Genomic DNA, 12,519 nt, shown 5'->3' with positions numbered 1-12,519 from the left:
ACAGTGACGGATCTCCAGCGGGCCTCGTCAGCGTTGACGGACCAGGTCTAGGGACACCTCCCACAACTGCTGTGCGGCCGAGGCGTCGCGGGCCCAGCGTTTGACGGAGTGGCTGTTGCCAGCCAGGTCGACGCCGTTGGGAACGGTCGCGGATTCGTTGCCGTCATCCAGGTAATGGCCACCGTTATGGGCGAATTCCGGGGCGGTCGCGGCGACGAGAGTGGTGGCCGCGCCTTGTTCGACAGTCTTGTAGGCGAAGACTCCGGCGGCTTCGAGCCGGTCCAAGTGGTTCTTCAAGTCTTGGGTGAAATCCCGTTGCAGGCCAGTGGAAACTCCGCCGGGGTTGACCGCGTTGGCGGCGATTCCGTCGGCTGCCCACCGGCGGGTCGCTTCGACGGCGAACAGCGAGTTGGCCGTTTTCGACTGCCCGTAAGCCAATTGGGGATCGTAGGCCCGGCGGGTAAAGTGGATGTCATCAAAGACAACGGGTGAGTACATGTGCGCGCCGGAGGTCACCGCGACGATCCGGGCCGTTCCTCGCTGATTCGCGCCTGCGGCCAGGGCGTCGTGCAGGCCCAGGGCCAGCGCGAAGTGGCCGAGGTGATTGGTCGCAAACTGCAGTTCCCAACCCTGTGGAGTGCGCCCCAGGGTCGGACGCATGACGCCGGCATTGTTGATCAGCAGGTGCAGCGGGCCGTCCCAGCGTGCGGTGAAGCGGGTGACGGTGGCGAGGTCGGCCAGTTCGAGGTGAGCGACGCGGACGGCTCGATTTCCGGTGGAGGCGGCGATCTCCTCGGCGACGCTTGCGCCAAGGGCGGTGTTGCGTACGGCCAAGGTGACGTCCGCACCGACGGATGCGAGCGCGCGGGCTGTTTCGCGACCGAGGCCGGACGTGGCGCCGGTGACGATTGCGCGGACACCGGTGAGGTTCTGGCCCGCGATGACGTCGTCGGCGGTACTGGTGGCGTCGAAGGCCGTGCGGATCAAGGAGGATTGAGACACCCTTCGGACTATACTCATTGGACGTAGTTTGTATAGTGTGTCTATGGGCAGTGATCGGCGCACGCACGTACTGGACTCGGCACTGGAGGTGTTCGCGCGCTACGGCTATCGCAAGGCGTCCATGGACGACGTCGCGAAGGCCGCGGACATCTCGCGTCCTGGCTTGTACTTCTACTTCTCGTCCAAGCCGGAGCTGTTCCGCGCGACCGTGCGGCATTCGCTCGACGGAAGCATCGAGGCAGCTCGGGTCGCTCTCGCCGATTTGCGGCAACCGCTTCGTGAGCGGCTGATCGAGGCGTTCGCCCACTGGGCCGGTCGGTACGTCGGGCCGATGGCTGCGGAGATCGGAGTTCTGATCGACTCGAATCCCGAGTTGCTCGGCACGATGCCTGCTGAGTATCCGACGCGGTTCCGTGCGCTCGTCATCGAGGCGGTTGGGGGTCGCTCGCCCGACGATGTCGCTGGGACACTGATCAGCACGGCGATCGGGATCAAGTACGACGCGGAGACCCGCGACGAGTTTCGCGCTCGGATGACCATCGCGGTCGACCTTTACTGCAAAGGCTGAAGCTCAGGCAGGCGGCCAATTGCTCATGGCCGCGTCGGCGACTTCCTGCAGTTCTTCTCGGGTTGCGCCGCTTGCCGCTTCGACGGCGATGCCGAACGCGACCGTCATGACGTAGCGGGCCAGCCGTGCCGGGTCGGCATCTGGCGGCAAATCGTGTTCATCGATGGCGCGTCGAAATCGCTTCTCCAGGGCTCGGCGCGCGGCATTTCGCCACTCGACGAGCAATTCGCGCGCGGGGTGGCCTAGTTCGCCGGCCGCCAATGAGCCTTGGACGCCCAGGCAGCCGGGTGGACAATCGGGGTCGGTCGTCGCTCGGACGGCGCCGTTGAGTATCGCGGCGGCCACCTTGGCGGCAGTCGGCTCGGCCCAGGCTCGCGGGCCGTAGGAGGCGGGGCCTTCGTCGTAGAGCGCCAATGCCTTGCGAAACAGCTGCTCTTTGTTGCCGAAAGCCGCGTACATGCTGGTCTTCGTGATGCCCATGGCCCCGGTCAGGTCAGCCAGGCTGGCTCCTTCGTAGCCCTGCTCCCAGAACACCAGCATGGCGCGCCGGAGCGCCTCGTCGGCGTCGAATCCGCGCGGTCGGCCGATGTGCGCCTTGTCCTGACTGGTCACCTCGCCAGCATACCCCTTCAGTACCGGTCGGTTCAGAAGTGCTACGGTCGCTTTAAGTACCGATCGGTACCGAAGAATTCGGAGGTCAGCAGTGGGACAGCTTGAGGGCAAGACAGCAGTCGTCACCGGCGGAAGCAGCGGGATCGGCCTGGCCGCGGCCGAACGGCTCGCTGCCGAGGGCGCGCATATCTTCATCACCGGCCGGAATCAGGGCGCGCTGGACGAGGCCGCGAAGACCATCGGTTCGGCCACCGCGGTTGCGGGCGACATCGCCGATCTGGGCGACCTCGATCGGCTTTACGACGCGGTTCGCGCCCGAGGCAAGGGACTCGACATCGTTCTCGCCAACGCGGCGGCGGGATCTTTTGCGAGCCTGGAGGAGACCACTCCGGAACACTTCGATCAGGTCTTCACCACCAACGTTCGCGGCACGCTCTTCACCGTGCAGAAAGCGTTGCCGCTGCTCAACAAGGGTGCGTCGGTGATCTTGAATTCGTCAGTGCGCGCCGATGACGGTCTCGCGTCGTTCGGGACATATTCGGCGTCGAAAGCTGCCCTCCGTTCCTACGCCCGGACTTGGGCCAACGAGCTGAAGGACCGCGGCATCCGGGTCAACGTGGTGTCGCCTGGCACCATCGACACGCCGGTGCTCGAGAAGGCGGTCGGCGCGGACAAGGTCGACGAGGCTCGGGCGAGTTTCGCGGCACGGGTTCCGCTTGGACGGATGGGAACGCCGCGCGAGGTTGCGGAGGCCGTGCTGTTCCTCGCGTCGGAGCAGAGCAGTTTCATCCTGGGCGCGAACATCTATGTCGACGGCGGCGAAAAGCAGTTCTGACCAGCGTCAGCGCGGGGGCAACGGGGTTCCCGCCGCTTCACAATAGCGCGACGGCTATACGTGCGTGTAGCGTACTGTTCATGCGTATAGCGAAGATGTCATGACCGACCCCGACGACCTGACCGCGCGTGCCCGTATCCGCGACGCGGCGATGCGGCACTTCGGCGAGCACGGCTTCGAGCGCGCCACGATCCGCGGCATCGCGGTGGAAGCCGGGGTGTCGCTGGGCTTGGTGCGGCACCACTTCGGGTCCAAGCAGGCGCTCCGCGAGGCGTGCGACGCGCACCTGATCAAGCTCCTCCGCGAGCTCAACGACCAGGTGCCGGACGACCTGGCCACCAGCGTCACCGCGAATCCTGTCGCGGCGGCACGGGTCGCTGTCGGGCCGTACCGCGACTATCTCGTCCGGGCGCTGGTCGAGGGCGGCGTCGCGCCGTTGTTCGACGAGATGGTCGAACTCGGCACGAACCGGCTTGTCGCCGCTGATCGGCAACGGACGGATCCGCCGACGGTCGAGCCCAAGGTCCGCGCCGCGATCGGCACCGCGATGGCGTTGTCGATCACCGTGCTGCACCAGCACATTTCCCGTGCGGCGGGCATCGACATCCTCAGCCCGGCTGGCGACAACATGCTCGCCCGCGCCCTGATCGACATCTACTCGCATCCGCAGCTCAGCCTTGACGAAGCGCAGGCGGCGCTCGACCGCCTGCCCGCGGAAGGAAACTGACATGCCGCACGCGACGATTCCCCGCATCCCGCCGCTCGAACTCGACGAGATGGATCCTGATCAGCAAAAGCTGGCGAAACTCGGTGCGGACACCGTGATCCAGGTTCTCGCCCGTGCGCCGGAAGTGATGCAGGCGTCCGGCGCGTTGGGCGCTTACCTGTTGAGCCAGGGAAAACTGCATCCGCGGATCCGCGAGCTGACGATTCTTCGCGTCGCGCTGCGGTGCGACGCGCCGTACGAGTGGGCCAACCATGCGCCGGCCGCGCTCGGCGGCGGCGCGACGGAGGCGGAGATCGCGGCTCTCTCCGATCCCGACGCCAGTTGGCCGCCCGAGGACGACGCGGTGCTGCGTGCCGTTGACGAGTTGTGCGCGAACGTCTTTGTGTCCGACGAAACCTGGGCCGCTCTCGCTGCGACTCGCGACCATGCCGAGATCATCGAGATTCTGTTCCTGGCCGGCTACTACCGGATGATGGCGGGGTTTCTGAATTCCGCGGGCGTTCCGGTGAAGCCTGGGCAACCGGCGCTCGGCGAGCCTCCGGTGCCGGTGGCTGTCGCTTCTCAGCAGGTTTGGCCCGCCAGCGGCGAAACCGGTCCGGACGGCAACTGGAAGATCACGTTCACGCACCCGGCGGGGAGCAAAGATCTGCTCCTCGAACTCGCAACCGACGGCACCAAGGTGTCCGGTTCCATTTTTGACACGCAGCTGAAGGTCACGGTCCCCATCGTGTCGGGGACGGTCGACGGCCAAAAGGTCGCCTTTACCGCGTTGGTGACTGATCCGGTGCGCTTCGAGGTGAGCGTGACCGGCACGGTTGACGGGGATCTGTTCTCCGGGTCCGTCACGGTGTCCGGTGGCGGTACCTTTCCGCTGACCGGGGTTCGGGAGGTCAGTCCCAGTAATTGAACTGGGCTTCGCCGACGGTCGATGGTTTCCAGTACGCGACGTCGGACCGCGTGAGATGTGGCCAATCTTTGGCGACGAAGGACCGATCGAGGTCAGCTGGCGTGAGCACTTGGAACTGCTCGGTTTGCGCCAGCACCGCGATCAGGTCCGGTTCGTCGACGAACTCCAACGACCCCCATTCCCGCGCTGGCGTGAAGTCGAAGGAGCGCGGCCGAGCGAGCGCAACTACCGGTGCGTCGTTGGCGGCGACGACCGAGACCGTGCGGTCGAGATACTCGATGACGGCTTGCCAAAAGTTCGGCGTGACGGTCGGGACGCGGAAATCGGTCAGGGTTCCGCCGGTGCTACGGGCGAAGTCGTAACAGAGACGGCGAACCTCGCGAACCTCGACCACCGCCGCATTCTACGCAGCCGGTCCCCCGGCGGTGGGCGCGGAATTGCGGCGGGCGAGGACGGGTGGTCTTCTTGGCTCAAGATCGAAAGGTGAGCCGCCATGCCGTACGCGTACACATTCGACCAGATCCGCGACCGGCCGGTCACCGTGTTCGGTGCCGGGACGCTGGGCAGGCGCATCGCGCTGATGTTCGCCTCGCGCGGCGGGACCGTGCGGATCAGCGACCCGAGCGCCGAACAGGTCGCCGCAGCAGCGGAATACGTGGCGGAGGCGCTGCCCGTCCTGCTGGAAAAGCGCGGCAGCGGCGAGGTCGGCCAGGTCGAGGACGCGACGTCGATCGAGGACGCGCTGCGTGACGCGTGGCTGGTCGTGGAGGCGGTGCCAGAGCGACTGGACATCAAAATCCCGCTGTGGGGCCAAATCGACGAAGCCGCGCCCGCTGACACCATTTTCGCCACGAACTCGTCGTCGTATCCGTCGCGGATGATGGCCGAGAAGGTGCGCGACAAATCGCGGCTGTGCAACATCCACTTCTACATGCCGCCGACGGCGAACGCGGTCGACCTCATGTCCGACGGCGAAACCGGCCGGACCGTGCTCGACACGCTGCTCGGAGTGTTGCCGGAGTTCGGCATTCATCCGTTCGAGGCGCGAAAGGAAAGCGTCGGCTTCATCTTCAACCGCGTGTGGGCGGCGATCAAACGGGAATCGCTGGCCGTCGTCGCGGAGGGTGTCGCGCGGCCGGAGGACGTGGACGGGATGTTCAAGATCAACTGGCATCTGCCGTACGGGCCGTTCCAGATGATGGACCAGGTCGGCCTGGACGTCGTGCTGGACATCGAAAACCATTACGCGGACGAGAATCCGCACCTGCCGGCCGGGCCGAGGGACCTGCTACGCAGCTATGTCGACGCGGGGAAGCTCGGGATCAAGACCGGCGAGGGGTTCTACTCGTACGGCTGAATCACGGCAGCACGACGTCGACCCGCAGCCCGCCGTCCGGCACCGCGACCGCGGACACCCGACCGCGGTGTGCGGTGGCTACCGAGTTCACGATCGACAAACCGAGGCCAGCTCCGTCGCGATGGTTCAGGCGTTCGGCGGTCAGCCTGCGGAACGGCTGGAACAGCGAATCGACCGCCTCGGCAGGCACTCGGTCGCCGGAGTTGCGGACGCTCAGCGCCGGTTCGCCGCCGACGTTCACCTCGACCCACCCGCCGGGCCGGTTGTACTTGATCGCGTTGTGCACGAGGTTGGCGATCATCCGTTCGAGCAGGACGGGATCGCCGGGCACCGTGCGCTCGGCCGAGTGGTGGCGCAGGGTCAGTTCGTGCTCGGTCAGCTGATCGCCGTACCGGGTGACGACGGCGTCCACCAGCTCGTCAAGCCGGACCGGGACCATGCCGGGCAGTCCGCGGTCGGCTTCGGCCAGCACTAGCAAGCCCTCGATCAGCTGCTCGTTGCGTTCGTTGACGACGAGCAGCTGCGCCGCGAGCCGCCGCACGTCCTCTCCCCCGCCGGTGACGATCGCGACCTCCGCGAGCGTCCGCTGCACCGCGAGCGGCGTGCGCAGCTCGTGCGACGCGTTCGCCGCGAATCGACGCTGACCTTCGAAGCCGGCCGCGACGCGGTCGAGCATTCCGTTGACCGCTGTCGAGAGGACCCGCAGCTCGCGCTCGGTCTGGTGCGGCGGCATGCGCTGCCCCAGGTTCTGCGGCCCAAGCTGGTCGATGGTGGACGAAAGATCCAGCAATGGCCGCACCACCCACGACACCACCGGGCGCCAGCTGCGGATCGCCAGAACGACGACGAGGGCCAGCGGCAGGAACCACAAGATCGTGCCCAGCGGGTTGCGGCAGGCGGTACCGCGCGGGCAGAACGAAGTGTCCACGTAGGTCCCGAGCACCATGGAGACTCCTTTGCCGACCGGGTACGCCAGGACCAGCGCGACCAGCAGCCCGCCGAGGAACACCAGCTCGATGCGCCCGCGCAGCGAGGCTCGGGCCCGTTTCAGGTAGCCAAACGGTAGCCAGCGCCGGGAACCGTGTGGACTATCGGCGGCGGGCCGAGTTTCTTCCGCAGCGTCATGACCGTCATCCGCACTGTGTTCGTGAACGGATCGGCGTGTTCGTCCCATGCCTTCTCCAGCAGCTCTTCCGGGCTGACGACCCGCTCCTCGGCCCGCAGCAGCACCTCCAACACGGCGAATTCCTTGGGAGACAAGGACAATGGTCGACCATCGCGCGACGCGAACCGCTTGGCCGGGTCCAGCTCGACGCCCGCACCGTGCAGCACCGGCGGCAACGAGGGTCGTGCCCGCCTCGCCAGGGCGTGCACCCTCGCGACAAGTTCGGCGAACGCGAACGGCTTCGTGAGATAGTCGTCCGCGCCGAGACCGAGCCCTTCGACCCGGTCGCGAATACCCGCCGCGGCGGTCAGCATCAGCACCCGGGTCTCGCTGCCGTCACCGGCGATCCTTCGGCAGATCTCGTCGCCGTGCACCCGCGGCAGGTCTCGGTCCAGCAGCACGACGTCGTACCGATGGACGGCGACGCGTTCGAGCGCGGCGTCGCCGTCGTAGCAGACGTCGACCGCCATGCCGAGGTGCCGCAAGCCCTCCGTGACGGAGTCGGCCAGCATCCGCTCGTCTTCGGCCACGAGCACTCGCATTCAGCTTCTCCTCACGAGCGCCAGTACAACGCCAGGCGGATAAAGACCGGATAAACGCCGATCTTAACTGCTCGGGACCGCGCGCTGACTAGACCTGCGGGATGATCTTCGCCGGGAAACACGCGTCTGGTGCACGGGTCGCAGGGGCAGGCGGCTCTGTCGCGAGATTCTGGTCCGCGGTGCGGTTTCCGCGCAGGACACAGCGCGAGCCGAGTGCGCGAGTCCGGCCCGGTGCCCAACTCGAACCGCGCGCTCTTGGCCGATACGCCTCGCCGGGCAGGCCACTCAGCCGGGTTGCGGTGGCCGCGTCCAGGTTCTCGTCCGGAGCACGCGCAGGGAGCGCCGGGCGTTTCGAACCGTCTGGATTCTTGGCGCAGCCTGCGGTCCTTGGGCCGTTCGGATTCGTGGCGTGGCTCGGATCGATCGCACGGGCCTGGCCTGACGCACGAGTCGCTGGAAAACACGCGCCAGCCCCGAATGCCGACGGAAGACACGCGGCTACCTCTGCGCTCCTGAGAACGCGCGCCTTTACCGCGAGGTCTTCCCGAGCGAGCGCGTCTGCCGCCGGTCTCGCCGGGAAACGCGTGTCCACACCAGCGTTCGCCGGAAGAAGCGCTTCCGTCTCGGTGCCCTCTGGGAAACGCGCGTTGGCTGGGCGGTTTCCCGGGTGCGGAGCGTCTGCCGTTGGGCTCGCTGGATCGGTACTGGTTTCGCTCGGCGCGTTCGGCGCGGGCGCGACGGTGCGGCATGATCCCGTGCTGTCCGGGACCGTGTTGAGCACCGTGCGGTTCGGCCATGGCCGCCTGCTGGCGACTGCTGTTGTCTATCTCGGCATCTTCCTCCTGGTATCAGCGTGGGTCCGATTAGGACACTCCGCGCGTGCTGGGCAGGCGGACGCGCGAAAGATCGTGCGGACCACCTGGATGTGGTGTGCACCGCTGCTTTGCGCGCCGCCGTTGTTCAGCACGGACCTGTACACGTACCTCGCACAGGGCGTGGTGGCACAGTCCGGGTTCGATCCCTACACCCGCGTTGCGGCGGACTTTCCGGGTCCGATCACTGACAATGCGGCTGGCGGCTGGCTGCGTATTCCGTCGCCTTATGGGCCGTTGCATATCTTAATCGTGAAAAGCGTCCTCTCGATAACTGGTGACAACGTGATTCTCGGGGCGCTGCTGACCCGCCTTGCCGTGACGGCGGGTATGGCGCTGATGTGCGTCGCTGTGCCGATCTTATGCCGACGGCTGGGCGCGCGGCCGGAATGCGCACTGTGGATGGCGGCTGCGAACCCATTGACGGTGCTGTGCGTGGTTTCAGGCGGGCACAACGATTTGCTGATGATCGGGCTCTTGAGTGCGGGCGCGGCGTTGGTGATCACCACTGTACCAGGGTTCGGGTTCGTCTTGGTAGCACTTGCTGCGGCGGTGAAAATTCCTGCTGCGGTAGTGTTGCCGTTTCTCTGGTGGGAGTGGGCACGTCGTCGATCGGGCGGGCGGTTTTCCGTTCGCAGCTATGGGTTCACGCACGTCGCCGCGGTGTCCATTGTGGTCGTTACGATGGGTCTCTGCAGTGTCTTCGCTGGGGTCAGCCTCGGGTGGATTCGTGCGTTGAGCGGAAATTCGGAGCTCGAACCGTGGTTGTCGGCGTCGACTTCGGTCGGGAAGATCGTGGGCTTACTGGCAGGCGATCCGGCGAAAGCTGTTGCAGTGAGCCGGGTTGCGGGCTGCGTTGTGCTCGTGGTTGCGGTCGCCTGGTTGTGGTGGCGTTCGCGAGCGGGTGGCGCGGGCGCGGTGCGCGGAGCTGCCGTGGCGCTGTTTACGACTGTTGTGCTGGCTCCGGTGGCGCTTCCCTGGTATTTCACGTGGCCGTTGGTTCTGGGAAGCGCTGCTGCGTGGCCTCTTTCTCGGGTCGCCGTTGCGGCCGCTGCGTCCACGTGGTTGATGGTCAGCACTCATCCTGATGGCAAGAGTTTGTTGCCACCATGGGGGTTTGGGGTGCTGGCAGTGGCGTCGGCCGCCGTGGGCGTGCTGACTGCGCGCGGGAAGTTCGCACGGTTGGGTGATGCTGGGGCTGGTAGAGTGGTGGCATCAACCTTCGAAGGTTCTTCTTTACCCATCAATGGATTTCTTGCCATTCGTGCGCGTCTGTGTGCCGGTTTGAGTGTGGCGTTCAAGGATCGTGACCGTGTTGCGGTTACTGCACCGCGGTCTGCCGTGGCGGTGATCGACAATGCTGAGGCGGTGCCGGTCGGGCCGCGGGCGGACGGATGGGGCGGCGGCGAGCGGCGGGCGGATTGCAAGGCGGGCGACGAGCAGTGTGCGGGGAGGTGGATCGGCGACAAGCGGCGAGCGGACAGTCAAGCCAGCGACGGACGGTGCGCAGGCTGCAGGATCGAGGACAGACGACGGGAGGGCAGCGAGGACAGCAATGAGCGGCGCACGGACAGCAGGGTCGGCGGTGAGCGGCGCACGAGCAGCAGGATCGGTGATGAGCGGCGCACGGACAGCAGGGTCGGCGATGAGCGGCGCACGAGCAGCAGGATCGGTGATGAGCGGCGCACGGACAGCAGGGTCGGCGATGAGCGGCGCACGAGCAGCAGGATCGGTGATGAGCGGCGCACGGACAGCAGGGTCGGCGATGAGCGGCGCACGAGCAGCAGGATCGGTGATGAGCGGCGCACGGGCAGCTAGGCCAGCGGTGGACAGCAGCCGGGCAGCTTGACTGGCAATGGACGGCAGCCGGACATCAAGGCCGATAATGGGCGGCAGCCGAGCAGGAGGGCCAGCGGCAAGCGACGTGTGGACAGCCGCACCGGTAGTACGGCAAGCGACGTGCGGACAGTCTCACCTGTAGTAGACGTGCGGACAGTCGCACCGGTAGTAAGCGGCAGCCAGGCGGCGAAACCAGCGCGCGGGCGGCACGCGAAATGCTCGGCGGCCCGCGCCACGGCGAGCAGCGCGCGGACAGCCGAACCGGCGACAAACCGCAGCCAGACAACGAAACCTGCGACTAGCAGCGCGGGGAAAGGAGGTGCGAAGACAAAGCAGCGGCCGCACAGTTGGGGCGGAAGGGAGTGGGCGGAGGGCGGGACGGAAGGGAGTAGGTGGAGGGCCCGGCGGTGTGGGCATGAACGCCGCCGGAGGCCGATCGCTGGGGAGCTCAGCCGGGCGTGGCGCGACCGTCGTGCTGGCACGGAAGAGCGACGACGCTGAGCATGGCTGGCTGAGCACGGGTTCAGGTCGCGCGTGCGCTCAGCCGGGCCAAGCTCCAGGGAGGAGAGTCAACGAGAAACAACCGCCGGCTCAATTCAGCGAAACCGCGACTTCTTCCAGTGCGTCCATCGACGTCTGCATTCCGCCCTCCATACCGGATTCCAGGATGGCGTCGCGGAGTTCCTTGGTGTGCGTTTCGGTCAGCATGGTCACTGTGGTGCGGCCGCCCGATTCGGCGAACGTCACGGTGACCACGGGGGCTTCCACGTCCTCGGTGCCGGGGGTTTCGTAGACCTCGGTGTGGACCAGGCGTTCGTTGGGCGTTATCTCTCGGTACTCGCCGTGAAAAGCGACCTCGAAATTGCCGTTCGCCAGCATCACGTAGCGCCATTGGCCGCCGATGCGCAGGTCGATGTCTACGGACGTCACGGTGCCTCCTTTGCCTGCCCACCAGCGTTTCACCAGCTCCGGCGTGGTCCAGGCGCGGTAGACGTGCTGTCGCGGGGCGGCGAAATCGCGGGTGATCAGGATCTGGTCGTCAGCAGGCAGCGTCACCTTCGCGGTGCCGGTCGTCGTGTCAGTCATGGGGTTTCCTCCTCGGTCGTGTCCATTTCTTCCAGCACGGCGTCCAGCGAGGCGAACCGTTCCTCCCAGGAGCGTTCGTAGCGGCGTACCCAGTCGTGGATCGGTTTGAGGGCGCGGCCGTTCAGGCGGTAGAGGCGTTGCCTGCCCTCGCCTCGTACCTCGACCGCGCCTACCTCGCGCAGAACTCGCAGGTGCTTCGACACTTGCGGTTGGCCTAAGCCCAGCACGCGGACCAGGTCGTTCACTGGGCGTTCGCCCTCGGCTAGGACGTCCAGGATTTCCCGGCGCCGTGGTTCGGCGACGGCGTTGAAGACGTCCGCGGTGGTTGCTGCCCGTGCCATGCGGCAATCATATGCCGATATGGGTATGCGTCAAGAGGCTGGGCGGGCGCGGACGTGGAAGCGTTCTCCTTGCGGGCCGAACAGGGCCAGGACCTCGCAGACCTCGTCGCCCGCGTTGCCGAACCAGTGCGGGACATGGGTGTCGAACTCGGCGACCTCGCCTGGTCGGAGGATCACGTCGTGTTCGCCGAGCATCAGACGCAGCTGTCCGGACAGGACGTACATCCACTCGTATCCCTCGTGGACCCGCTGGTCCGGAGGCTCGGGCGAACGTTCTGGCGGGAGGATCATCTTGTAGGCGCGCAGGCCGCCTGGGCGACGGGTGAGCGGCAGGTAGGTCCGGCCGTGCCGGACGAAGGGTTTCGGGTGCAGGCGCGGGTCGCCGGTCGGGGGTGCGCCGACCAGTTCGTCCAGCGGGACCTGGTACGCGCGGGCCAGGGCCAGCAGCAGCTCCAGGGTCGGTTTGCGCTGGCCTGCCTCGAGGCGGGACAGGGTGCTCACCGAGATGCCGGTCGTTTCCGAGAGGCCGGTCAGCGTCGCGTTGCGTTGTTTGCGCAGGGCGCGCAGCCTCGGGCCGACCGCGTGCAGGACGTCGCCCAGGTCCTGGTCGTCTTCGCTCATGCCGTTCAATTTGCCACTTCGGCAAAGAACTTTGTCAAGTCGGCG

General features: G+C 66.6%; 14 protein-coding genes. 6 read left to right on the top strand and 8 right to left on the bottom strand.

Going from position 1 to position 12,519, the window contains the following annotated elements:
• Positions 1-27: 27 nt before the first annotated feature.
• Positions 28-1,002, bottom strand: a complete 975-nt coding sequence (locus EIZ44_RS04520) for an SDR family NAD(P)-dependent oxidoreductase (protein ID WP_205673047.1) — start codon at positions 1,000-1,002, stop codon at positions 28-30.
• A gap of 43 nt (positions 1,003-1,045) precedes the next feature.
• On the opposite strand from EIZ44_RS04520, the gene EIZ44_RS04515 reads away from it, so the two are divergent.
• A complete protein-coding gene (locus EIZ44_RS04515; RefSeq protein ID WP_134727814.1) occupies positions 1,046-1,570 on the top strand; it encodes a TetR/AcrR family transcriptional regulator in 525 nt (174 codons plus the stop codon).
• Positions 1,571-1,573: 3 nt separating this feature from the next.
• Here the strand turns inward: EIZ44_RS04515 and EIZ44_RS04510 are convergent, their stop codons facing one another.
• A complete protein-coding gene (locus EIZ44_RS04510; RefSeq protein WP_134727813.1) occupies positions 1,574-2,182 on the bottom strand; it encodes a TetR/AcrR family transcriptional regulator in 609 nt (202 codons plus the stop codon).
• 91 nt (positions 2,183-2,273) lie between these two features.
• Between EIZ44_RS04510 and EIZ44_RS04505 the strand changes: the two genes are divergently transcribed.
• The 3 genes from EIZ44_RS04505 (at position 2,274) to EIZ44_RS04495 (ending at position 4,651) form a co-directional block, all read left to right on the top strand.
• On the top strand, positions 2,274-3,017 hold the full coding sequence (locus EIZ44_RS04505; RefSeq protein WP_134727812.1) for an SDR family oxidoreductase: 744 nt from the start codon (positions 2,274-2,276) through the stop codon (positions 3,015-3,017).
• Between the two features lie 100 nt (positions 3,018-3,117).
• Positions 3,118-3,744, top strand: coding sequence for a TetR/AcrR family transcriptional regulator (locus EIZ44_RS04500; RefSeq protein WP_134665644.1), 627 nt, complete (start codon positions 3,118-3,120; stop codon positions 3,742-3,744).
• Between the two features lies 1 nt (position 3,745).
• Positions 3,746-4,651 carry a carboxymuconolactone decarboxylase family protein gene (locus tag EIZ44_RS04495; RefSeq protein WP_134665646.1) on the top strand — a complete coding sequence of 302 codons (906 nt, stop codon included), beginning with the start codon at positions 3,746-3,748 and terminating at the stop codon, positions 4,649-4,651.
• Here the strand turns inward: EIZ44_RS04495 and EIZ44_RS04490 are convergent.
• Positions 4,635-5,045: a hypothetical protein gene (locus EIZ44_RS04490; RefSeq protein WP_134727811.1), complete on the bottom strand. Its 411-nt coding sequence runs from the start codon at positions 5,043-5,045 to the stop codon at positions 4,635-4,637. The genes EIZ44_RS04495 and EIZ44_RS04490 overlap by 17 nt on opposite strands.
• Positions 5,046-5,144: 99 nt before the next feature.
• Here EIZ44_RS04490 and EIZ44_RS04485 point away from each other — a divergent pair, with 99 nt between their 5' ends.
• Positions 5,145-6,008, top strand: coding sequence for a 3-hydroxyacyl-CoA dehydrogenase family protein (locus EIZ44_RS04485; protein WP_134727810.1), 864 nt, complete (start codon positions 5,145-5,147; stop codon positions 6,006-6,008).
• A 1-nt stretch (position 6,009) separates the two neighbouring features.
• Here the strand turns inward: EIZ44_RS04485 and EIZ44_RS04480 are convergent, their stop codons facing one another.
• Positions 6,010-7,017: a sensor histidine kinase gene (locus tag EIZ44_RS04480; RefSeq protein ID WP_240691220.1), complete on the bottom strand. Its 1,008-nt coding sequence runs from the start codon at positions 7,015-7,017 to the stop codon at positions 6,010-6,012.
• 38 nt (positions 7,018-7,055) lie between these two features.
• Positions 7,056-7,715 carry a response regulator transcription factor gene (locus EIZ44_RS04475; protein WP_037811855.1) on the bottom strand — a complete coding sequence of 220 codons (660 nt, stop codon included), beginning with the start codon at positions 7,713-7,715 and terminating at the stop codon, positions 7,056-7,058.
• 101 nt (positions 7,716-7,816) lie between these two features.
• Between EIZ44_RS04475 and mptB the strand changes: the two genes are divergently transcribed.
• Entirely contained in the window at positions 7,817-10,405 is a 2,589-nt protein-coding gene (gene mptB / locus EIZ44_RS04470; protein ID WP_134727809.1) for a polyprenol phosphomannose-dependent alpha 1,6 mannosyltransferase MptB, read from the top strand.
• A gap of 612 nt (positions 10,406-11,017) precedes the next feature.
• On the opposite strand, the gene EIZ44_RS04465 is transcribed toward mptB, so the two are convergent.
• The 3 genes from EIZ44_RS04465 to EIZ44_RS04455 are packed head-to-tail and all read right to left on the bottom strand — an operon-like array spanning position 11,018 to position 12,474.
• Positions 11,018-11,512, bottom strand: a complete 495-nt coding sequence (locus EIZ44_RS04465) for an SRPBCC family protein (protein WP_134727808.1) — start codon at positions 11,510-11,512, stop codon at positions 11,018-11,020.
• Entirely contained in the window at positions 11,509-11,853 is a 345-nt protein-coding gene (locus EIZ44_RS04460; RefSeq protein ID WP_134727807.1) for an ArsR/SmtB family transcription factor, read from the bottom strand. The genes EIZ44_RS04465 and EIZ44_RS04460 overlap by 4 nt, the downstream gene beginning before the upstream one ends.
• A 30-nt stretch (positions 11,854-11,883) precedes the next feature.
• Positions 11,884-12,474: a helix-turn-helix domain-containing protein gene (locus tag EIZ44_RS04455; protein ID WP_205673046.1), complete on the bottom strand. Its 591-nt coding sequence runs from the start codon at positions 12,472-12,474 to the stop codon at positions 11,884-11,886.
• Positions 12,475-12,519 lie beyond the last annotated feature (45 nt).

The sequence above is a fragment of the Amycolatopsis nivea genome (assembly GCF_004522235.1).
GTDB lineage: Bacteria > Actinomycetota > Actinomycetes > Mycobacteriales > Pseudonocardiaceae > Amycolatopsis > Amycolatopsis nivea.
Note: the sequence above shows the minus strand (reverse complement) of the source record. Positions and strands in the feature narration are given on the sequence as shown.